The sequence below is a fragment of the Bacillus lumedeiriae genome, from assembly GCF_044891285.1.
Lineage (GTDB): Bacteria > Bacillota > Bacilli > Bacillales > Domibacillaceae > Pseudobacillus > Pseudobacillus lumedeiriae.
Genome location: NZ_JAUIYO010000018.1, coordinates 1 through 20,978, shown reverse-complemented (window position 1 = coordinate 20,978; position 20,978 = coordinate 1). Strand labels below are relative to the sequence as shown.

The window sequence follows — 20,978 nt, the reverse complement described above, 5'->3', positions numbered from 1 at the left end:
ATAATGGAAAGAGAGAGAAGTATATGATCCCATCTATTACGATCATTGGTCTTGGCGCGGGCGATATCAATCAGCTGCCGCTAGGCGTTTATCGATTATTGTTACAATCAACTCATATTTTTGCCCGCACGCTGGATCATCCAGTCATCACTGAGCTTGAAAAGGAGGAGGGTATTCGCTTCGAGAGCTTTGACAGCATTTATGAAAAACATGATCAATTTGAGGCTGTATATGAAGAGATTGCTTCTATATTAACGGATCAGGCCCGCAAATATGGTGACATTGTGTATGCCGTTCCCGGTCACCCTATTGTGGCAGAAAAAACAGTGCAGCTGCTGCTTGAGAGATCCCGCATAGATGATCTGGAAGTAACGATTGCTGGCGGGCACAGCTTCTTGGATGATCTATTTGCTTCCGTTCACGCGGATCCGATCGAAGGGTTTCAATTCCTTGACGGTACATCTTTAAAAAAAGAAGATCTTAACATTTTTCAGCATGTAGTCATTGCACAAGTGTATGATGCATTTGTTGCTTCCGATGTGAAGCTGACACTGATGGAGAAATATCCAGATGAGCATGAAGTAATTGTTGTGACTGCAGCTGGAAGTGCAGACCAGCAAACCAAAAAGATGCCCCTATATGAACTGGATCGGGAAGTAGAACTGAATAATCTCACGTCTTTATATGTGCCGCCCATTCAAAACGAGGAGGACACGTACAAAGAGTTCTCTATTTTGCGCAATATCATTGCTCAGCTGCGCGGGCCGGATGGCTGTCCGTGGGATCGGGAGCAGACACATGAGTCCTTAAAGAAATATTTAATTGAAGAAGCGTATGAACTGCTTGATGCGATTGACCGTGAAGACGATGATCATATCATTGAAGAATTAGGGGATGTACTGTTGCAGGTGCTTCTTCATGCACAGATCGGTGAAGATGAAGGAATGTTTTCTATTGAAGATGTGATTGAATCTATTTCCCGGAAAATGATTCGACGTCATCCGCATGTGTTTGGGGATGCCAAAGCCGAAAATGCAGAAGCTGTTATTTCTAATTGGCAGGAAATCAAAAAGCAGGAGAAAGGAGAAGAGCAGGTTTTCCGCCTGGATGAGGTAGAGAAAGGCTTGCCTGCATTGCTGCGTGCTTATGAATTTCAAAAGAAAGCAGCCAAAGTCGGATTTGACTGGGATGAACCGAGCGGAGCAATTGAAAAAGTAATGGAAGAATGGCATGAGTTTTTGGCTGAAGTGAAAAACGGAGACAGCAGTAAACAGCTCGATGAATTTGGAGATGTTCTCTTTGCTCTTATCAATGTCGCCCGTTTTTATGCTATTCATCCAGAAGAAGCACTTGCGAAAGTAAATGAAAAGTTTTACCGCCGCTTTTCTCATGTTGAAGAACGGGTAAGAGAGAGCGGCCGTTCATTTCATGATTTTACACTCAATGAATTAGATGGATTTTGGGATGAAGCAAAAAATATGGGATTGTAAAGGGAGAGAAAAAAATGTCTACAATGAGATTAGATAAGTTTTTAAAAGTATCAAGATTAATTAAACGGAGAACCTTGGCAAAAGAAGTAGCCGATCAAGGAAGAATAACGATTAATGGAGTAACAGCGAAAGCCAGCTCTAATGTAAAGGCTGGGGATGAGCTTTCCGTTCGATTAGGCCAGCGCATCCTTACCGTACGAGTGGAAAAGCTGCAGGAAACGACAAAAAAAGAAGAAGCCGCCGGTATGTATGAATTATTAAAGGAAGAAAGAATAAGCGAATAAGAGAAGCATCGAGGCCGGCAACAAACATTGGATCGATAGCGGCGGGGAGGGTTGCGGACGATCCATAGAAAGCGAGCGTCCTCAACGGAAATCAACAGGGGATTTTAACAGTGCTTATTAATAAGATGATTTAACATATTCTGAATTTTTTTCTTTCCCTCATAGTTTGACTGTTACAAGCATACATTTAGTGGCAAAGCTTGTACTTTGCAGTGAGGGAGGAGAAAGATGAATCGGATGTATGATTCTACTAATAATCGAGCGGCTGACGGTCACGATATCGTTATGCAAGGAAGGAAAACGATGGAGATCACCGGGGTGAAACAAGTAGAAAGCTTTGATAGTGAGGAATTTTTATTGTTGACGGTGATGGGAATGCTCATTATCAAAGGTGAAAATCTCCAAATGAAAAATTTAGATGTAGATCGCGGCCTAGTAGAGATCAAAGGCCGCGTCCTTAGTCTTGTTTATACTGATCAGTCAGCAAATGAAAAATCAAAAGGGCTGTTCAGTAAACTGTTTAAATGACGTTAACGGTTCAATTTGAAACGTTGGTGTCGATGGTGGCTATGGGAATTTTATTTGGTGCACTGCTAGACACATATCAGCGGTTTTTAAAGCGGCCCAACCGTTCACGAATTATCGCTTTCTTTACGGATATTATGTTCTGGTGTTCGTTTGGGTTATTGATCTTTTACTGCTTATATCGTGTCAATTTTGGTGAAATTCGTTTATATATCTTCCTAGCTCTGCTTTGTGGATATTCAGCTTATCAAGCATTATTTAAGTCTCTTTATTTGAAGCTTCTCGAACAGACTATTTTAATTATCGTAAATATTTTCTTGTTTCTAAAAAGGTGTTTTTATTTTCTCATTATCCTTCCAATCAAGATCATCATCAAAATAGTACTTGTGTTCATAACGTTTATCGGAAAAATCTTACTGTTTCTTGCCAAAACCACCATTTACCTATTATTATTTATAGGAAAGATCATTTTTTCACCTATTGTCTTTATTTGGCGGTTTTTCCCGGCTGGAGTGCGAAAAAAAGCGGCCGATTTATATGAGAAACTGGCAGGATTTTTCTTAATGATCAAGAATAAAATTATGAATACAGTAAAACGCTGGAAAAAATGAGCCAGGAGGAAGGGAAATGAGCGGTTTAAACAAACGAAAAGTAACTGCTTTGAAAAACGCCTTTGTCTTCAGCCAAGCTAGAAAAGAATTGTTTATGGCGAGGCATAAACAAAAGCTGTATAGAAGACTATCTGCTTTTTGTATAGTAGCTCTTCTTGTTTCTATCGGCCTGATGTCCACTGTTTTTTCAAAGACAGCCCAACTGGAGAAACAGAAGCTTGCAAAAGAAGAAGCAGAATCAGCTCTAGTAGAGTTAAAGCAGCAGCAAAAGCAGTATGAAGAAGAACTGGAAAGGCTCGATGATGATGAATACATTGCTGAGCTTGCCAGAAAGAACTATTTTTTATCTGATGAAGGAGAGATCATTTTTAATATTCCGGAGTCAGATGAAGGCGGCAAAGTCAAATGATAAGAAGAAAGGGCATATTGACACCTTTTTTTTTAGTAATATAATAAAGGATAAAGCTTGATCATTTCTAAGGAGGAACATTTTTTTTATGTCAATCGAAGTAGGCAGCAAGTTACAGGGTAAAGTGACAGGGATCACGAAATTCGGAGCGTTTGTTGAATTGTCGGAAGGTTCAACTGGATTAGTACACATTAGTGAAGTGGCGGACAACTATGTGAAAGACATTAATGACCATCTAACTGTCGGTGATGAGGTAGAAGTAAAGGTCATTAACGTAGAAAGTGATGGAAAGATCGGTTTATCCATCCGTAAAGCAAAAGACCAGCCGCAGCAACAACAACAGCAGTCCTATCGTTCCCGTCCAAGAAATAACGATTACCGCTCGAAAGGACCAAGAGGCGGAAGCTATGCACCTCCAAAAGAGAACTTTGAACAAAAAATGGCTCGCTTTCTGAAAGAAAGTGAGGACCGTCTGTCTACCTTGAAACGCCAAACAGAATCACGCCGTGGCGGAAGAGGAGCAAGAAAAGGGTAATTGCTGTCTATTTAAATATAGCTGCAAGCTAATTTGAATAATTATTTAGCGGCAAAAAGCTGCCTTGAAAGAGTTGGATGAACCTTTCAGGGCAGCTTTTTTATTTGTGCGATTCGTCGTCAAGCTGTGAAGCTTATAGATCAAGTGAACATGAATACATGAGCGGCCGCGTTATGTAAAGAAAAAGCTGCTGTTTTTTGCTGGTCATTAAAAAAACTGGCGAATATTGACCAAAGTAAAAAACCAGATTTCCGACAGACCACTTGGATCTGCGAACATCTGGTTTTTTGTGCCGATGACCCGTACGGGATTCGAACCCGTGTTACCGCCGTGAAAGGGCGGTGTCTTAACCGCTTGACCAACGGGCCTTTTTACAATACAGCAGCGAGCAATAGAATACCAGCTGCTTATGAACATTCTTTAATAGCGGCGGAGGGGATCGAACCCCCGACCTCACGGGTATGAACCGTACGCTCTAGCCAGCTGAGCTACACCGCCAAAACAAGAGAACATTAAACACAATGACTATATTACTTAGATTACGGATGATTGTCAATTACTTTTTTAATAGATTGTAAAAAAAGTGACTGTTCTTGCTGTCGAACACTTTTTTGGAAAGCCTTCCCTTTTTGACAAACTTTGAAAAGGACGTTTTGTATAATGACAGCAAAGAAACGTGAATAGGAGTGTTAAAATATGGAGAAAGCGGAAAGAAGTTTGGCAGAGCCGGTTAATCGTGTAGGGTTAGAGGGGCCAAAAGTGGAAGTGTTCAAAGGGCTTAAACAGTTTTCCGTCCATTTACAAGTATTGATGCTTGAGAAGGGGTTTGTTTTGTTGCTCATTGGCTTTTTATTAGGGCGCGCATTGATCCTGTCCCATTTAACGCCGTTTTCCCTTCCATTTTTTGCAGCCGTTTTTATGCTAAGGCGGGAGTGTGCACCGCTTGCTTTAATTGGTTTGCTTGCAGGGTCCTTAACTTTATCCATTGAGCAGATAGGCTATTCCTTTTCCTGTATCGTGCTGTTTTTAATTACCTACCGTTTACTAAAAAATTTTCACAGAGAACACACGGTATCTTTGCCGTTTTTTGTTTTCTTTACTGTTATGGCAGTAAAATCGGTGTTTTCTTTTTTTCAAAGCGGTCAACAATTTCTTCCATATGATGTGTTAATGGCAGCGATTGAATCCTCGCTCGCATTTGTGCTTACCCTTATCTTTATGCAAAGTATTCCGTTTTTATCACTGAAAAAACGGATAAAAACATTGAAAATTGAAGAAGTTGTAAGTTTAATTATTATGCTTGCATCCATTACGTCCGGTACGATTGGCTGGTCGCTGTACGGTTTATCGATTGAACATATTTTCTCGAGGTATTTAGTGTTGGTTTTTTCTTTTATTTCGGGAGCAGCTGTCGGATCAACGGTTGGTGTAGTTACTGGACTCATTTTTAGTTTGGCAAGTGTGTCGAGCTTTTTTCAAATGAGTCTGCTGGCGTTTGCTGGTTTATTGGGAGGACTGTTGAAGGAATGGAGGAAAGCCGGAGCGGCAGGTGGTCTGATCATAGCCACATTACTTGCCGGCATGTATGGGGAGCAGGGAGTACCGATCATGCAAACGCTGTACGAATCCTTGGCGGCGATTGCTCTTTTGTTTTTAACGCCTAAAATGTTTACAGATCAGCTGGCTAAGCTTATACCAGGGACGGCGGAACATTCGAATGAACAGCAGCAATATTTAAGAAAGATGAGGGATGTGACAGCAAGCAGGGTTGAACAGTTTTCCGACGTGTTCCAAGCACTCTCCAAGAGTTTCTCTCACTATAATGTTGATACGCTTGATGATTATGAAGAACGGGAATTAGATATGTTTTTGAGCCATGTCACGGAAAAAACATGCCAGACGTGTTTTAAAAAAGAGCAGTGTTGGACGACGAGTTTCCACCAAACGTATCACTTAATGAAAGACGTGCTTTACGAATTGGATAGCGGCCAAGCTGAGCTTTCGCAAAAGCTATCGAAGGAACTTGATATCCATTGCTTCCGGCCAAAACGAGTAGAGGAAGCGATGCAGCAGCAGCTGACTTATTATCAAGCGAACCAAAAATTAAAAAAGCAAGTACAAGATAGTCGGAAACTCGTAGCAGAACAGCTGCGGGGAGTATCTGAAGTGATGAGTGATTTCGCTGAGGAGATTCAGCGGGAGCGGGAAAATCATTATCATCAGGAAGAGCAAATATTTGAGGCCATTGAGGCGTTTGGTTTAGAAATTGAGCATATAGATATTTACAACTTGAACAAAAGCAATGTAGATATCGAAATTATCATTCCTTTTGGCGATAACAGCCACGGAGAATGTCAAAAACTTGTTGCCCCGATGCTTTCTGATATTTTGGGTGATAACGTAATTGTTCACAAAGAAGAGTGTGAGGGCGGGCCTGCTGGTGTTTGTCACGTGACTTTCCGGTCGGCGAAGGCATTTGCAGTGGAAACAGGTGCTGCCCATGCGGCTAAAGGCGGTGGATTAGTATCAGGAGACAGCTACTCGACGATCGACCTTGGTGCGGGGAAATATGCAATAGCTATTAGTGATGGAATGGGAAATGGCGAACGAGCACACTACGAAAGTCACGAAACACTTCGGCTGCTTCAGCAAATTTTAAAATCAGGTATCGAAGAGAAAGTAGCGATTAAGTCGGTCAATTCCATCCTTTCTTTGCGCACTACAGATGAAATTTATTCCACACTTGACCTAGTTATTATTGACCTGCAGGATGCAGTCGCAAACTTCTTGAAGGTAGGATCGACACCAAGTTTTATTAAACGAGGCAGCAAAATCATGAAAGTAGAAGCAAGCAATTTACCAATTGGCATTTTGCAGGAATTCGAAGTCGATGTCGTGAGCGAGCAGCTAAAATCTGGTGATTTAATTATTATGATGAGTGACGGTGTGTTTGAAGGACCGAAAAATGTAGAAAATCATGATTTATGGATGAAACGAAAAATACAAGAAATAGAAACGGAAGATCCACAAACGATTGCGGACCTGCTTATGGAGGAAGTGATCAGAACACGATCCGGAGAAATTGAAGATGATATGACGGTAGTTGTTGCCAAGGTAGAACATAATCTTCCGAAGTGGACATCTATCCCTATAAGCTTCCCAAAAAGGAAAAAGAAAATTTCTTAAAGCTGCCAATTTGCCCGTTAAATAAGTATAAACTTTCTCTTTTTCGGCGAGGATGAAGGTAACTCGTTGAGGTTGGAGGGGTTACGATGAAACAAGGGACGATTCGGCAAATTTTATTGCTGACAGATGGATGTTCGAACCACGGAGAAGATCCGGTTGCTATGGCGGCTTTAGCTCGTGAGCAGGGGATTACTGTAAATGTGATTGGAATTGTAGATGATGAGGCAGCTGATCACCGTGGATTTCAGGAGATTGACCAAATTGCTCTTTCTGGCGGCGGGATTAGTCAGACGGTTTATGCGCAGCAGCTTTCTCATACCGTACAAATGGTAACGAGACAAGCGATGACTCAAACGCTGCAAGGGGTAGTGAATGAGCAATTAAAAAAGATACTGCATAAAGAGACATCGATGGAAGCGCTGCCTCCAGATACTCGTGGTGAAGTGATGGAAGTAGTAGATGAACTTGGTGAAACAGCTGACTTGGAGGTAGTGATCTTAGTTGATACGAGTGCAAGTATGAAAAGTAAGCTGCCAACGGTAAAAGAAGCGCTTCTTGACTTATCATTAAGCATGAATGCGAGAATGGGCAGCAATTTGTTTTCGTTATCCGTATTTCCTGGGAAAAAGAAAGAAACTGAACAGCTGCTTGACTGGACGCCAAAGCTTGATTCACTCACAGCGGTATTCTCGAAACTCTCTCCTGGAGGGTTAACGCCAACGGGCCCTGCGATTCGTGAAGCTATCTCCCGCTTTAATAAGAAACGGAGCAAAAAAGGCTGGTTATCAAGTGATGATGAATACATCGAAAAGTCCGTTTAATGTTGGCCGGGGAGCCGTTATACATGGGAAATGGCATAAACAAGCCTATTTAGTGGAGAGAATGCTTGGTAAAGGAGCTGCTGGCACAGTCTACTTAGTAAATGGAACAGATGGCGCAGCTGCTTTAAAGTTCAGCAGTCCGCTATCCATTACAGCTGAAATGAACGTTTTGAAGGCGTTTGCTAAGGTCCAGGGGTCTTCCCTTGGACCTTCTTTATTAGATGCAGATGATTGGGAAAACCAATATGGAGTTCATCCGTTTTACGTCATGGAATATATACAGGGACCGACGCTCTCTACTTTTATCCAAGCAAGGGGACCGTCTTGGATTGGTGTATTGCTTTTACAGCTGCTTGAAAATTTGCAAATGCTTCATGAAGCTGGCTGGATTTTTGGTGACATTAAACCAGATAATTTGATAGTATCAGGTCCGCCTTTCGCTCTTCGCTGTATAGATGTTGGCGGAACGACAAAGATAGGGAGAGCTGTAAAAGAGTATACGGAGTTTTTTGATAGGGGTTACTGGCGGGCGGGTTCACGGAAGGCAGAACCCTCTTACGACTTGTTTGCTGCAGCAATGGTAGCGGTCAATCTTGTTTATCCTGAGAGGTTCCCAAGAGATGAAAGCGGTGTGAAGCAAATTATAGTGAAAGTCAGGCAAAAGCGGGAACTGCATCCGTTTGCTCCTGTTTTAATTAAAGCACTGCAAGGAAAGTATTCTTCTGCCAAGGCGATGCGGAAGGAGCTGCTTGCTGCTCTTGGTCATCGGACGGCAGAAAAAGAAGAGGTAAAAATGAGGCCGGTTGCTCGTGCAAGCAGCGGCAGATCACAGCTGAAGCGAAAGAAAAAGAAAGAACAGCAGCTGCTCACCTTAACATCTATTTTATGTGTTGCTGTGCTTTACGTTTTATACGTACTGGTGGAATTGCTTAGGTAGTATTTTATTCTTTGGTTGTGAAATGTTAATATAGTCAATAAAAAAGGGCGGGAAGAGGAAGAAATGCTCGTATATGAGGAAAAGGTTAAAAGGTTTATCAATCGCCACCGGCTAATTAAAGCAGGAGATAGAATTGCTGTAGGAGTATCAGGCGGACCGGATTCTTTATCATTGCTCGCTTACTTGGAGAGCAGACGGGAATCTTTAGGCATTGAAGTGTTTGCTCTCCACCTTGATCATATGTTTAGGGGAGAAGAATCGTATCAAGAATTAAAGTTTGTTGAGCAATTTTGTAAAAGAAGAAATATTCCTTTTTATGCGGAGCGAATGAATATCGCAAAAGTTTTAGAGGAAACGAGCGGGGGGCTGCAAGAGGTGTCTCGCCGCATTCGGTATGAGTTTTTCGGAAGGGGCATGCAGAAATTTTCAGCAGATAAATTGGCACTTGCCCATCACGGGGATGACCAAGTAGAGACCATTATGATGCAGCTTGTAAAAGGAGCAGGCAGCCGCAGCGGCATTCCTGTTCGAAGGCCTTTCGCGGGCGGAGAAGTTATTCGGCCGCTTCTTACTCTCGATAAGGAGATGATCGAGGAGTATTGCCATTATTTCGAGTTAAATCCGTGTTTAGACCCGAGCAACACAAAAGCTGTCTATACACGTAATCGTTTTCGGCTTCACCTTCTTCCTTTTTTAAAAAAAGAAAACCCAAAAGTTCATGATCATTTTCAACGGCTTAGTGAAGAACTAAATGAAGATAATGAGTTTTTGGGAGAATTAACGAAAGAGAAAATGAAGAATATTTGGCAAAAAAACGAACACGCATCCTCCTTAAAAATTGAAGCGTTTCAGGCAATGCCTTTGCCTTTACAAAAAAGGGGGATTCATCTAATATTAAACTATCTTTATGATGGGAAAAGTTCCTTCTCTTTCATACATATTCAACAGATTTTACAGCTTTTAAAAGACGACAAAAACTCATGGGAATTGGACTTGCCCCATGGGTTGAAAGTTTGTCGTGAATATCACCTATGCGTCTTTAAGTTTAGCACCGAAGAAAAGCAGGAATATGCTTTTGAATTGAACGTGGAAGATCAGATTTCCTGGCCGTACGGCGGTCGCTTTGTTCTAACAGATCAAACTCCGCATACAAGAATGGAAAGTGAATATATGATCCTTGACCGGCAAGTGAAGCTTCCGCTTTGCGTTCGTACAAGAAAACAAGGTGATAAAATTCAGCCAAAGGGCATGAATGGTTCAAAAAAAGTAAAAGATCTATTTATTGATGAAAAAATTGCCCGTACTCGACGTGATCAATGGCCCATTGTAACAGATGGCGAGGGGAAACTGCTTTGGGTGCCCGGCTTGAAAAAGTCCAAGTATGAAAAAGCGGGTTCTACAGGCAACCATTTAATATTAATTTATATACGTAATCACTTCTAGGAGGCTAATAAATTGCTAAATCAGGATATCGAAAAAGTACTGATTACAGAAGAAGAAATTCAAGAGAAAATTAAAGAGCTCGGTCTTGAGCTGACAGAAGAGTACAAGGATAAGTTTCCTCTTGTTATTGGCGTGTTAAAAGGGGCTATGCCTTTCATGTCTGATTTGCTTAAACGCGTCGATACTTATTTAGAAATGGATTTCATGGCGGTTTCAAGCTATGGCCGCTCGACTACTTCCTCAGGAGAAGTAAAAATTGTGAAGGATCTTGATGCATCAGTAGAAGGCAGACATATATTAATCGTGGAAGATATTATTGACAGCGGTTTGACGCTTAGCTATCTCGTAGAGCTTTTTCGACACCGGAAAGCAAAATCGGTTAAGATTGTCACACTTTTAGATAAACCAGCCGGCAGAAAGGCGGACATTCAGGCTGATATGGTTGGATTTAACGTGCCGGATGCTTTTGTTGTCGGTTATGGCCTGGACTTTGCGGAGAAATACAGAAACCTTCCTTACATCGGCATTCTAAAGCCCGAAATATATGAAAGCTGATGAGGGATAAGAGAGGTCGATCCACACATATGAATAGGTCGGACCGTATGCCAAATAGTTGTAATGCCAAGATTTTCTATGATAGTATTGAATACAGTATTTTTACCGTGGGAGGAGGTAAGGGATGAGCCGGATTTTTCGCTATACCATATTTTATTTATTAGTTTTTCTTGTCATTATTGGGGTTGTCAGTTACTTCAATAATAATAATGAACCGAATAAGAATATAACGTACAATGAATTTGTTTCCTATTTAGAAAAAGATCAGGTAGACACATTCTCCATGCAGCCTGAAAGAGGGGTATATGAGGTTCGTGGCCAGTTGAAGGGTGCACAGGACGGAGAGTATTTCCTTACTTACGTGATGAATAGTGAGAACATGCTAAATCGCGTAGATGAAGCAGCAAAAAGTGCGAAGGTAGAAATCTTGCCTGCGAAAGAAACGAGCGGCTGGGTATCTTTCTTCACAACGATCATTCCATTTTTAATTATCTTCTTATTGTTCTTCTTCTTATTGAACCAAGCGCAGGGCGGCGGCAGCCGAGTGATGAATTTCGGAAAGAGCAAAGCCCGTTTGTACAATGATGAAAAGAAAAAAGTGCGCTTTAAAGACGTAGCCGGGGCAGATGAAGAAAAGCAAGAGTTAGTAGAAGTCGTAGAATTCTTGAAAGACCCGCGTAAGTTTTCCGAATTAGGAGCAAGAATTCCTAAAGGGGTTCTTTTAGTTGGGCCTCCTGGTACCGGTAAAACGCTTCTTGCACGGGCAGCAGCTGGGGAAGCAGGGGTTCCGTTTTTCACAATCAGCGGATCTGACTTCGTAGAGATGTTTGTCGGTGTCGGGGCTTCCCGCGTACGTGATTTGTTTGAAAACGCTAAAAAGAATGCCCCATGTATCATTTTTATTGACGAGATTGATGCAGTAGGACGTCAGCGTGGAGCCGGTTTAGGCGGAGGACATGATGAACGGGAACAAACATTAAATCAGCTTTTAGTTGAAATGGACGGATTCAGTGCGAATGAAGGAATTATTATCATCGCTGCAACGAACCGCCCTGACATATTAGACCCTGCTTTATTACGTCCAGGTCGTTTCGACCGTCAGATTACAGTCGATCGTCCAGATGTGACGGGCCGTGAAGCTGTACTGCATGTTCATGCACGTAATAAGCCATTAGACGAAACCGTAGATTTAAAAGCGATTGCAATGAGAACACCAGGGTTTTCAGGTGCAGACCTTGAAAACTTATTAAACGAGGCGGCGCTTGTAGCAGCACGCCGCAACAAGAAGAAAATTGATATGCGTGACATTGATGAGGCGACTGACCGTGTCATTGCAGGTCCTGCGAAAAAAAGCCGTGTCATTTCCCAGAAGGAAAGAAAGATTGTTGCTTTCCATGAAGCAGGACACACAGTTATTGGAGTTGTGCTTGATGAAGCTGAGATGGTGCATAAAGTAACAATTGTTCCACGAGGCCAGGCTGGCGGTTACGCCGTTATGCTTCCGAAAGAAGATCGTTACTTTATGACAAAGCCGGAACTTCTTGATAAAATCACTGGCTTGCTTGGCGGCCGTGTAGCGGAAGATATTATTTTCGGTGAAGTATCAACTGGTGCCCACAATGACTTCCAGCGCGCCACAGGCATTGCCCGCCGAATGGTAACAGAATTTGGGATGAGTGACAAACTCGGCCCGCTCCAGTTCGGTCAAAGTTCTGGGGGTCAAGTGTTCCTTGGCCGCGACTTTAATAACGAACAGAACTATTCGGATGCGATCGCATATGAAATCGACCTTGAGATTCAAACGATTATTAAGGAATGTTATGCACGCGCGAAAAACATTTTAACTGAAAATCGCGATAAACTTGAGTTGATCGCAAATACACTTCTGGATGTAGAGACATTAGATGCTGATCAAATTACACATCTTGTTGATCACGGAACACTGCCAGATCGTAAGTATGGAGCAGACAAAGAAACGAGTGTGCTGAAATTATCTAAAGATGAGCAGATGGTTGTCAATGTACAGAAGAAGGAAGAACCTTCTGAAACAAAGAACGACCCAGCTTCTTCAGAAGAAAAGGCACAGCAGCCGGATCAAAAAGACGATCCGAAGGTATAATGAGAAAGAGGCTGATCCAAAAGGTCGTTAAAAACGACTTTTTAGGGTCAGTTTTTTCTTTAACTTGTTTTGACAAAGTTTAAATGATTATTTTCCGCTGAGTTGATTGTAGTGGAAGACGCGAAGACTCCTGAGGAGAAAGCGAAGCGCCTAGAACGAAAATCAACCGACAGGTTTAAAGAACCATGCAGAAAGGGGTGTCCTTAAAAGTTATACTTTGGGGACATCTTCTTTTTTGTGGTTTCAGGTTATGTCTTGTTTGCCTGAAAGCCGGCCTCTACTTAACGAGAATTAAATGATAAGATTGACTATCATCTTTGTGTTAAAAATGCTTCGTTTCGGGAAACATGACATAATGATGTTATCGCTTTTATGTGATATGATGGAGGACAGCAATAAAAGTTTAGATGAGTGTGGTGAGAGTGTTGATCTTTGTATTAGATGTAGGGAATACAAATACTGTACTTGGTGTTTATGAAGAAGATGAGTTGAAGTTTCATTGGCGAATTGAAACGAGCCGCCATAAAACAGAAGATGAATATGGTATGGTGATTAAAGATCTTTTTCAGCATGTCGGTATTTCTTTTGACCAAATTGAAGGGATTATCATTTCTTCTGTCGTACCGCCTATTATGTTTTCGCTTGAGCAAATGTGCCGAAAATATTTCAATATAAAGCCGATGATTGTCGGTCCAGGGATGAAGACTGGTTTAAATATCAAATATGAAAACCCACGTGAAGTAGGAGCAGACCGGATTGTCAATGCTGTTGCCGCTATCCATGAATATGGCAGCCCATTGATTATTGTAGACTTTGGTACAGCCACAACCTATTGTTATATCGATGAAGATGGCCATTACATGGGGGGAGCCATTGCCCCAGGAATTACGATTTCTACAGAGGCTCTTTATTCAAGAGCAGCCAAATTACCTCGTATCGAAATCATTAGGCCAGATCATATTGTTGGTAAAAATACAGTGGCTGCCATGCAGGCCGGCATACTATATGGGTACGTTGGCCAAGTAGATGGGATTGTTAATCGAATGAAAGAACAAAGTAAAAAACAGCCGACTGTTATAGCAACGGGAGGTCTTGCTCCTTTGATTGGGGAAGAAGCACAGTCCATTGATATCGTTGATCCATACTTAACGTTAAAAGGCTTATGCCTTATTTATAAACGCAATCTTTGATAAGAAAGGAGCTTTTTTATGAGTGACTATTTGATAAAAGCATTAGCTTTTAACGGTCAAGTGCGTGCCTATGCCTCAGATACGACACAAACGGTGAATGAAGCGCAAAAAAAACACTACACGTGGCCGACAGCCTCTGCTGCTATGGGCCGGACGATGACAGCTGGTGTCATGATGGGAGCCATGATGAAAGGTGAAGAAAAAATCACCATTAAAATAGACGGCGGCGGTCCTATTGGAATCATTCTCGTTGATGCGAATGCAAAAGGTGAGGTGCGCGGATATGTAACGAATCCACAAACTCATTTTGATTTGAATGAACAAGGCAAGCTTGATGTTAGACGGGCAGTCGGGGCAGAGGGGATGCTTACCATCGTAAAGGATGTTGGTCTTCGCGATCACTTTAGCGGCCAGACCCCAATTGTTTCCGGGGAAATTGGAGAGGACTTTACATATTATTTTGCTGCTTCTGAACAGGTTCCTTCTGCTGTCGGTGTCGGTGTTCTCGTTAATCCAGACAATTCAATTCTAGCATCTGGAGGATTTATTATTCAAATTATGCCAGGAGCAGAGGAAGAAACAGTTTCTTTGATTGAAGAAAAGATTTCAAATATGACTCCGGTATCTAAATTGATTGAACAGGGATTGTCACCAGAGGAGCTTCTTTATTATATTTTAGGGGAAGAGAATGTAAAGATTCTTGAAAAAATGCCGGTCAGTTTCACATGTAATTGTTCAAAAGAACGGTTCGGCAACGCAATTATTGGACTGGGCAAAGAAGAAATTCAAGACATGATTGATGAAGATGAACAAGCAGAAGCTCATTGTCACTTTTGTAATGAAAAATACCTTTTTACAAAAGATGAACTCGAACAAATGAAAGAGGCTGCTCAATCTACATCAAATTAATGGAGAAAAAACCTGCTGACACCAAATGTTTTGCAGGTTTTTTCATTATTAAATCGTATATTTAAGAAGTAAAACAATTGACTTTTGTCAGAAATACTGGTAAATTCTATATAACCAATAAAAATACTCGGCATTGGAGTGGATAAGATGGTACGTGTAGTAAATTCAGTGGCTGAATTAGTCGGTCAGACTCCTATCGTAAAATTAAATAACCTAGTAGATGAGAACAGCGCAGAGGTATATGTAAAGCTTGAATACATGAATCCTGGAAGCAGTGTAAAAGATAGAATTGCACTAGCTATGATTGAGGCAGCAGAAGAAAAAGGCAACCTTACAAAAGGCGGAACAATTATTGAGCCGACAAGTGGAAACACGGGAATTGGTTTAGCGATGATTGCAGCAGCGAAGGGTTACCGGGCAATTCTTGTTATGCCAGAAACAATGAGTATGGAGCGCCGCAACCTGCTGCGTGCTTATGGGGCAGAACTGATCCTGACTCCTGGACCAGAAGGAATGAACGGGGCCATTCGCAAGGCAAAGGAATTGTCAGAGGAGAAGGGATACTTTATGCCTCAGCAATTCGAAAATGAAGCAAATCCTGAAATTCACCGCAAAACAACAGGTAAAGAAATTGTTGAGCAGATGGATCAACTAGATGCTTTTATTTCAGGGATCGGTACCGGCGGAACGATTACAGGAGTGGGCCAAGTGTTAAAGGAGCACTTCTCGAACGTGAAAATTTATGCAGTTGAGCCGAAAGACTCTCCTATTCTTTCTGGCGGCAAGCCAGGTCCGCACAAAATTCAAGGAATCGGTGCTGGCTTTGTTCCGAAAGTGTTAGACACAGACGTTTATGATGAAGTCATTACTATTGGAAACGAAGAAGCTTTCGAAACAGCGCGTAAAGTGGCGCGTGAGGAAGGAATCTTAGGCGGAATTTCCTCTGGTGCAGCCATTTCTGCAGCACTGCAAGCTGCTAAAAAACTTGGTAAAGGAAAAAAAGTACTTGCCATCCTTCCTAGTAATGGTGAGCGTTACTTAAGTACGCCGCTTTATAACTTTGATGAAGAATAAACCAGTTAAAAAAACAGGCTGAGAAATCAGTCTGTTTTTATTTTTGTACGGTTCAGTCATGTTAAAATGAAGAGGAATGTCATGTGGAAGGGGTAAAAGGATGAAAGTTTTAGCGGGTCCATACCATTTAGATTTTACGAAAAAAACATATACGATGGGTATTTTAAATGCAACGCCTGATTCATTTTCAGACGGCGGTCATTTTGATGAAATAAGCACAGCGATTCACCACGCGCAAAGGATGGTTGAGGAAGGTGCAGACATCATTGATATCGGTGGTGAGTCAACCCGGCCAGGTCATTCGCCGGTTCCGCTTGAAAAGGAATTGGAACGAGTGCTTCCAATTATTCAAGCGGTCGCTGCAAAAACAAATGTTCCTATTTCTATTGATACGTATAAAGCAGAAACAGCAAGACAGTCCGTTGAGGCGGGTGCTCATATCATCAACGATATTTGGGGGGCAAAGAAGGACCCTGAGATCGCGGCGGTTGCTGCGGAGAAGAGTGTACCAATTATTTTAATGCACAATAGAGACAATATGAATTATGAGTCCTTTATTCGGGATGTATTGCTTGATTTGTATGACAGTATTAATATCGCTATAAAAGCAGGTGTAGCTGAAAAACAAATTATCCTTGACCCGGGACTTGGTTTTGCAAAAGATATGGAACAGCATATACTCATGATGAGAAATTTAGACAAAGTCGCTGCTCTCGGTTTTCCGGTATTGCTCGGTGCCTCCAGAAAAAGAATTGTCGGCCATGTACTGGATCTTCCAGTAAATGAAAGGATGGAAGGGACAGGAGCGATCTGTTGTTTCGGAATAGAAAAAGGCTGTCATATTGTTCGTGTTCATGACGTTAAACCGATTAGCCGCATGGTGAAAATGATGGACGCTTTACTAGGAAAAGGGTGAAAAGATGGACAAAATCTACGTAACAGGGATGGAATTTTACGGTTACCACGGTGTATTTCCTGAAGAAAATAGGCTCGGCCAGCGCTTTCGAGTGGACGCTGTACTTGAAGTGTCGCTGAAAAAAGCTGGAACGACAGACAGTCTTGAGGACTCAGTCAACTATGGAGAAGTGTATCAAGTATGTAAAGAGGTAACGGAAGGAAAAAGGTTTAAGCTGGTTGAATCGGTTGCCGAACAGATCGCTGCTTCTCTTTTAGAAGCGTTTCCGGCAGTTACAGCTTGTACAATTAAAGTGATCAAACCAGATCCCCCTATCCCTGGCCATTATGATCACGTGGCGGTGGAAATTATGAGAGGAAGAAAGGCAAATGAATAATAACGCTTTTTTATCGCTCGGTACTAATATGGGAGACAGGTATGAGAATCTCCAGTTAGCTCTGCGTTTGCTTCGTTCTCATAAAGAAGTTCAATTGGAAAAGTGTTCTTCTATTTATGAAACAGACCCTGTCGGATATACAGAGCAGGCTGCTTTTTTTAATCTAGTTGTCCAAATTACTACATCGCTGTCAGCGGAAAGACTTCTCGAGTTGTGTCTATCTATTGAACAGCAGCTTGGGCGGATAAGGGAGTTCAAATGGGGTCCGAGAATAATAGACCTTGACATTTTATTGTATAATCAAGACAATATTGAATCAGAGAAACTTATCATTCCGCACCCAAGAATGTGTGAACGTGCTTTTGTACTTATTCCTTTAATAGAAATAGATTCCACTGCTTGCTTTCCAGGCGCTAACATGCCACTTGAAGATATACTCTCAAGTATTCAAGGAAGGGAAGGTGTTCGGTTATGGAAACAGATCAATGGGGAAGACGAATCAAAGCTTTTAGGAAATTGAAAGGCTTTACCCAGGAAAGACTTGCTTATCAGTTGGGGATATCTGTCTCCGTACTCGGTGAGGTTGAAAGAGGCAATCGTCCGTTGTCTGACGAGCTGCTAAAAGATATATCGGAAATCTTGCGTATTCAAGCTGATGAACTGCGCCCGTTGGAGAAAAAATAGAAAGGTGACGAATATGTTAAAGATCGGAAACATCGAAATGAAGAATCAAGTCGTTCTTGCACCGATGGCAGGTATTTGTAACTCTGCTTTTCGTCTAACAGTAAAAGAATTTGGTGCCGGTCTTGTTTGCGCTGAAATGGTCAGTGATAAAGGGATTGTTCTTCAAAATGAAAAAACGATGAACATGCTCTATATCGATGAAAGAGAAAAACCGCTCAGCCTGCAGATTTTTGGCGGCGAAAGAGAATCACTTGTACAAGCGGCGAGCTTTGTTGATAAAAACACAAATGCCGACATTATCGATATTAACATGGGTTGTCCTGTACCGAAAATTACAAAATGTGATGCAGGGGCTAAATGGCTGCTTGATCCGAACAAGATCTATGAAATGGTGGCTGCTGTAACGGAAGCCGTTGATAAACCTGTTACCGTAAAAATGCGGATGGGCTGGGATGAAGACCATATATATGCAGTGGAAAATGCCCGCGCAGTAGAAAGAGCAGGCGGACAGGCTGTTGCTCTCCACGGCCGGACGCGTGTACAACTGTACGAAGGTAAAGCGAACTGGGATATTATTAAAGAGGTAAAGCAATCAGTAAATATTCCGGTCATTGGCAATGGGGATGTGCAAACTCCACAAGATGCTAAGCGGATGCTCGAAGAAACAGGAGTAGATGGAGTAATGATCGGCCGTGCGGCACTTGGGGATCCTTGGATGATTTATCGTACAGTGAGATACTTGGAAACAGGCGAACTGATGGCAGAACCTACAGCACGTGAAAAAATAGATGTTTGTCTTTTGCATCTTGACCGTCTGATCGCTTTGAAAAATGAACACATTGCTGTGCGTGAGATGAGAAAACACGCTGCCTGGTATTTAAAAGGCATTCGTGGGAATGCTCGTGTACGCAAAGACATCAATCTATGTGAGACTAGAGAAGAGTTAGTTCATTTGTTATCAAGCTTTATCCAAGAGGTGGAAGAAGAGGAGTCATCCGTTCAGGCGGGGTGACTTGTAAGAGCGATCAAAGAAATAGGAGTGAAGTGGAATGAGTCATGAGGAATTAAATGACCAGCTTTTGGTCAGAAGAGAAAAAATGCAAGCATTAAGAGGCAAAGGGCTGGATCCCTTTGGGAAACGTTTTGACCGGACACATACAGCAAAGAGTATTTTCACTGAATTTGATCAGTATGAAAAAGAAGAGCTGGAAGAGAAGAAAGCAGCAGTAACAATTGCTGGACGTGTAATGACAAAGCGTGGAAAAGGGAAAGCTGGATTCGCTCATGTTCAGGATTTAACTGGACAAATCCAAATTTATGTTCGCAAAGATGCAATTGGAGACGAAGCTTATGACGTCTTCGATATGACAGATCTTGGCGATATCGTTGGTGTAAGCGGTACAGTATTCAAAACGAAAGTGGGAGAGCTTTCCATTAAAGTAGATAGCTTTGTATTTCTAACGAAAGCCTTGCGCCCGCTTCCTGACAAGTTCCATGGATTAAAAGATGTAGAGCAGCGCTACCGTCAGCGTTATTTAGACTTGATTACAAACCAGGAAAGCCAACAGACGTTCATCGCCCGCAGCCGTATTATCCAGGCTATGAGACGATATTTAGATGACCATGGTTATTTAGAAGTAGAAACGCCAATGATGCATTCCTTGGCGGGAGGAGCGGCTGCACGACCGTTCATTACACATCACAATACGCTGGATATAGAATTATATATGCGTATTGCTATTGAATTACATCTTAAACGCTTAATCGTAGGCGGAATGGAAAAGGTATATGAAATTGGCCGCGTGTTCCGTAATGAAGGTGTATCCACTCGTCATAATCCGGAATTTACGATGATCGAACTTTATGAAGCATACGCTGATTATCAAGATATCATGCAGTTAACAGAAAATTTAGTTGCTCATATTGCTGAAGAAGTTCTTGGCAGCACAACTGTTACGTACGGTGAGTATGAAGTAAACTTGAAGCCACAGTGGCGCCGTCTGCATATGGTAGACGCTGTTAAGGAATTCACGGGAGTAGATTTTTGGTCAGAAATGACGGATGAACAGGCACGTGAATTGGCAAAAGAGCATGGCATTGAATATAAGGAAACGATGCAGTATGGTCATATTGTCAATGAGTTTTTCGAACAAAAGGTGGAAGAAAATCTCATTCAACCTACTTTTATCTATGGACATCCAGTTGAAATTTCTCCATTGGCTAAGAAGAATGATGAAGATCCACGCTTTACGGACCGTTTCGAATTGTTCATTGTTGGCCGTGAACATGCGAATGCATTTACAGAGCTGAACGATCCGATCGATCAGCGTGAGAGGTTTGAAGCCCAATTGAAAGAGCGTGAACAAGGAAATGATGAAGCGCATGAAATGGACGAGGACTTTGTAGAGGCATTAGAGTATGGTTTGCCGCCGACTGGAGGACTTGGTATCGGGATCGACCGTCTCGTCATGTTGTTAACAAATTCACCTTCTATTCGTGACGTACTGCTCTTCCCATTAATGAAACATAAAGAATAGGATTTATAAGGATCGCTTCGTGCGATCCTTTATTTTTTGCGGGGAAAGTACACGAAGAATATGTAGAATAAATTTTTTATGATATGGAACAAATTATTTTAAAAAAGTACTTGCGCACTAGGAATGAAGATGGTATATTTATATTCGTTGCTAACGACGAACGTTAAATGATTAAAAACTTTTAAAAAGTTGTTGACAGTAACGTACTGAAATGTTAAGATGAATAGGTCGTCTAAAAAAGGCGATGAGTAATTGATCTTTGAAAACTGAACAAAATACATGCCAGTAAGTTAATTCTTATTTAAAACAATTGAGCAAGTCAAACATCTTTTTGGAGAGTTTGATCCTGGCTCAGGACGAACGCTGGCGGCGTGCCT

Annotated in this window: 21 protein-coding genes and 2 tRNA genes; 21 read left to right on the top strand and 2 right to left on the bottom strand. The window is 41.8% G+C overall.

Going from position 1 to position 20,978, the window contains the following annotated elements; genetic code table 11:
• The first annotated feature begins 23 nt into the window (after positions 1 to 23).
• The 6 genes from QYG89_RS15085 (at position 24) to QYG89_RS15060 (ending at position 3,854) form a co-directional block, all read left to right on the top strand.
• Complete coding sequence (locus QYG89_RS15085; protein WP_404318779.1) at positions 24 to 1,490, top strand: bifunctional methyltransferase/pyrophosphohydrolase YabN; 1,467 nt, start codon at positions 24 to 26, stop codon at positions 1,488 to 1,490.
• 23 nt (positions 1,491 to 1,513) lie between these two features.
• Positions 1,514 to 1,774, top strand: a complete 261-nt coding sequence (locus QYG89_RS15080) for an RNA-binding S4 domain-containing protein (protein WP_404318843.1) — start codon at positions 1,514 to 1,516, stop codon at positions 1,772 to 1,774.
• Between the two features lie 228 nt (positions 1,775 to 2,002).
• Positions 2,003 to 2,302 carry a sporulation protein YabP gene (yabP, locus tag QYG89_RS15075; protein ID WP_404318776.1) on the top strand — a complete coding sequence of 100 codons (300 nt, stop codon included), beginning with the start codon at positions 2,003 to 2,005 and terminating at the stop codon, positions 2,300 to 2,302.
• Positions 2,299 to 2,910 (top strand): spore cortex biosynthesis protein YabQ, encoded by a 612-nt coding sequence (gene yabQ / locus QYG89_RS15070; RefSeq protein WP_404318774.1) that lies wholly within the window; start codon positions 2,299 to 2,301, stop codon positions 2,908 to 2,910. The genes yabP and yabQ overlap by 4 nt, the downstream gene beginning before the upstream one ends.
• Before the next feature lie 16 nt (positions 2,911 to 2,926).
• Complete coding sequence (locus tag QYG89_RS15065; RefSeq protein WP_404318772.1) at positions 2,927 to 3,319, top strand: FtsB family cell division protein; 393 nt, start codon at positions 2,927 to 2,929, stop codon at positions 3,317 to 3,319.
• An 88-nt stretch (positions 3,320 to 3,407) separates the two neighbouring features.
• On the top strand, positions 3,408 to 3,854 hold the full coding sequence (locus QYG89_RS15060) for a S1 domain-containing RNA-binding protein (RefSeq protein ID WP_404318769.1): 447 nt from the start codon (positions 3,408 to 3,410) through the stop codon (positions 3,852 to 3,854).
• A gap of 296 nt (positions 3,855 to 4,150) precedes the next feature.
• On the opposite strand, the gene QYG89_RS15055 is transcribed toward QYG89_RS15060, so the two are convergent.
• Together QYG89_RS15055 and QYG89_RS15050 are read right to left on the bottom strand one after the other, a co-directional pair.
• Positions 4,151 to 4,222, bottom strand: a tRNA-Glu gene (locus QYG89_RS15055).
• Between the two features lie 56 nt (positions 4,223 to 4,278).
• Positions 4,279 to 4,352, bottom strand: a tRNA-Met gene (locus QYG89_RS15050).
• Between the two features lie 198 nt (positions 4,353 to 4,550).
• On the opposite strand from QYG89_RS15050, the gene spoIIE reads away from it, so the two are divergent.
• The 15 genes from spoIIE to lysS all read left to right on the top strand — a co-directional run bounded on the left by spoIIE (position 4,551) and on the right by lysS (position 20,601).
• Positions 4,551 to 7,040, top strand: a complete 2,490-nt coding sequence (gene spoIIE / locus QYG89_RS15045; protein WP_404318766.1) for a stage II sporulation protein E — start codon at positions 4,551 to 4,553, stop codon at positions 7,038 to 7,040.
• Positions 7,041 to 7,126: 86 nt separating this feature from the next.
• Entirely contained in the window at positions 7,127 to 7,861 is a 735-nt protein-coding gene (locus tag QYG89_RS15040; RefSeq protein ID WP_404318764.1) for a VWA domain-containing protein, read from the top strand.
• A complete protein-coding gene (locus tag QYG89_RS15035; protein ID WP_404318841.1) occupies positions 7,833 to 8,798 on the top strand; it encodes a protein kinase domain-containing protein in 966 nt (321 codons plus the stop codon). The genes QYG89_RS15040 and QYG89_RS15035 overlap by 29 nt, the downstream gene beginning before the upstream one ends.
• A 63-nt stretch (positions 8,799 to 8,861) precedes the next feature.
• Positions 8,862 to 10,241, top strand: coding sequence for a tRNA lysidine(34) synthetase TilS (gene tilS, locus QYG89_RS15030; protein ID WP_404318761.1), 1,380 nt, complete (start codon positions 8,862 to 8,864; stop codon positions 10,239 to 10,241).
• 12 nt (positions 10,242 to 10,253) lie between these two features.
• Positions 10,254 to 10,796 (top strand): hypoxanthine phosphoribosyltransferase, encoded by a 543-nt coding sequence (gene hpt / locus QYG89_RS15025; RefSeq protein ID WP_404318758.1) that lies wholly within the window; start codon positions 10,254 to 10,256, stop codon positions 10,794 to 10,796.
• A 124-nt stretch (positions 10,797 to 10,920) separates the two neighbouring features.
• Positions 10,921 to 12,915, top strand: a complete 1,995-nt coding sequence (gene ftsH, locus QYG89_RS15020) for an ATP-dependent zinc metalloprotease FtsH (RefSeq protein WP_404318755.1) — start codon at positions 10,921 to 10,923, stop codon at positions 12,913 to 12,915.
• Between the two features lie 425 nt (positions 12,916 to 13,340).
• On the top strand, positions 13,341 to 14,105 hold the full coding sequence (locus QYG89_RS15015; RefSeq protein ID WP_404318839.1) for a type III pantothenate kinase: 765 nt from the start codon (positions 13,341 to 13,343) through the stop codon (positions 14,103 to 14,105).
• A gap of 18 nt (positions 14,106 to 14,123) precedes the next feature.
• Positions 14,124 to 15,014 (top strand): Hsp33 family molecular chaperone HslO, encoded by an 891-nt coding sequence (hslO, locus tag QYG89_RS15010; protein ID WP_404318752.1) that lies wholly within the window; start codon positions 14,124 to 14,126, stop codon positions 15,012 to 15,014.
• A 147-nt stretch (positions 15,015 to 15,161) separates the two neighbouring features.
• Positions 15,162 to 16,088 (top strand): cysteine synthase A, encoded by a 927-nt coding sequence (gene cysK / locus QYG89_RS15005; RefSeq protein ID WP_404318749.1) that lies wholly within the window; start codon positions 15,162 to 15,164, stop codon positions 16,086 to 16,088.
• Between the two features lie 100 nt (positions 16,089 to 16,188).
• Positions 16,189 to 17,004 (top strand): dihydropteroate synthase, encoded by an 816-nt coding sequence (folP, locus tag QYG89_RS15000; protein WP_404318747.1) that lies wholly within the window; start codon positions 16,189 to 16,191, stop codon positions 17,002 to 17,004.
• A 4-nt stretch (positions 17,005 to 17,008) separates the two neighbouring features.
• Positions 17,009 to 17,380: a dihydroneopterin aldolase gene (folB, locus tag QYG89_RS14995; protein ID WP_404318744.1), complete on the top strand. Its 372-nt coding sequence runs from the start codon at positions 17,009 to 17,011 to the stop codon at positions 17,378 to 17,380.
• A complete protein-coding gene (folK, locus tag QYG89_RS14990; RefSeq protein ID WP_404318741.1) occupies positions 17,373 to 17,900 on the top strand; it encodes a 2-amino-4-hydroxy-6-hydroxymethyldihydropteridine diphosphokinase in 528 nt (175 codons plus the stop codon). The genes folB and folK overlap by 8 nt, the downstream gene beginning before the upstream one ends.
• Positions 17,852 to 18,064, top strand: coding sequence for a helix-turn-helix domain-containing protein (locus QYG89_RS14985; RefSeq protein ID WP_404318738.1), 213 nt, complete (start codon positions 17,852 to 17,854; stop codon positions 18,062 to 18,064). Before folK ends, QYG89_RS14985 begins: the two co-directional genes overlap by 49 nt.
• A gap of 13 nt (positions 18,065 to 18,077) precedes the next feature.
• Positions 18,078 to 19,076 carry a tRNA dihydrouridine synthase DusB gene (gene dusB, locus QYG89_RS14980; RefSeq protein WP_404318735.1) on the top strand — a complete coding sequence of 333 codons (999 nt, stop codon included), beginning with the start codon at positions 18,078 to 18,080 and terminating at the stop codon, positions 19,074 to 19,076.
• 37 nt (positions 19,077 to 19,113) lie between these two features.
• Positions 19,114 to 20,601, top strand: a complete 1,488-nt coding sequence (gene lysS / locus QYG89_RS14975; RefSeq protein ID WP_404318733.1) for a lysine--tRNA ligase — start codon at positions 19,114 to 19,116, stop codon at positions 20,599 to 20,601.
• Positions 20,602 to 20,978 lie beyond the last annotated feature (377 nt).

Coding starts and splice junctions, on each gene's coding strand:
- QYG89_RS15085 (WP_404318779.1), top strand. CDS start 24: ATGATCCCATCTATTACGATCATTGGTCTTGGCGCGGGCGATATCAAT.
- QYG89_RS15080 (WP_404318843.1), top strand. CDS start 1,514: ATGAGATTAGATAAGTTTTTAAAAGTATCAAGATTAATTAAACGGAGA.
- yabP (WP_404318776.1), top strand. CDS start 2,003: ATGAATCGGATGTATGATTCTACTAATAATCGAGCGGCTGACGGTCAC.
- yabQ (WP_404318774.1), top strand. CDS start 2,299: ATGACGTTAACGGTTCAATTTGAAACGTTGGTGTCGATGGTGGCTATG.
- QYG89_RS15065 (WP_404318772.1), top strand. CDS start 2,927: ATGAGCGGTTTAAACAAACGAAAAGTAACTGCTTTGAAAAACGCCTTT.
- QYG89_RS15060 (WP_404318769.1), top strand. CDS start 3,408: ATGTCAATCGAAGTAGGCAGCAAGTTACAGGGTAAAGTGACAGGGATC.
- spoIIE (WP_404318766.1), top strand. CDS start 4,551: ATGGAGAAAGCGGAAAGAAGTTTGGCAGAGCCGGTTAATCGTGTAGGG.
- QYG89_RS15040 (WP_404318764.1), top strand. CDS start 7,127: ATGAAACAAGGGACGATTCGGCAAATTTTATTGCTGACAGATGGATGT.
- QYG89_RS15035 (WP_404318841.1), top strand. CDS start 7,833: ATGATGAATACATCGAAAAGTCCGTTTAATGTTGGCCGGGGAGCCGTT.
- tilS (WP_404318761.1), top strand. CDS start 8,862: ATGCTCGTATATGAGGAAAAGGTTAAAAGGTTTATCAATCGCCACCGG.
- ftsH (WP_404318755.1), top strand. CDS start 10,921: ATGAGCCGGATTTTTCGCTATACCATATTTTATTTATTAGTTTTTCTT.
- hslO (WP_404318752.1), top strand. CDS start 14,124: ATGAGTGACTATTTGATAAAAGCATTAGCTTTTAACGGTCAAGTGCGT.
- cysK (WP_404318749.1), top strand. CDS start 15,162: ATGGTACGTGTAGTAAATTCAGTGGCTGAATTAGTCGGTCAGACTCCT.
- folP (WP_404318747.1), top strand. CDS start 16,189: ATGAAAGTTTTAGCGGGTCCATACCATTTAGATTTTACGAAAAAAACA.
- folB (WP_404318744.1), top strand. CDS start 17,009: ATGGACAAAATCTACGTAACAGGGATGGAATTTTACGGTTACCACGGT.
- folK (WP_404318741.1), top strand. CDS start 17,373: ATGAATAATAACGCTTTTTTATCGCTCGGTACTAATATGGGAGACAGG.
- QYG89_RS14985 (WP_404318738.1), top strand. CDS start 17,852: ATGGAAACAGATCAATGGGGAAGACGAATCAAAGCTTTTAGGAAATTG.
- dusB (WP_404318735.1), top strand. CDS start 18,078: ATGTTAAAGATCGGAAACATCGAAATGAAGAATCAAGTCGTTCTTGCA.
- lysS (WP_404318733.1), top strand. CDS start 19,114: ATGAGTCATGAGGAATTAAATGACCAGCTTTTGGTCAGAAGAGAAAAA.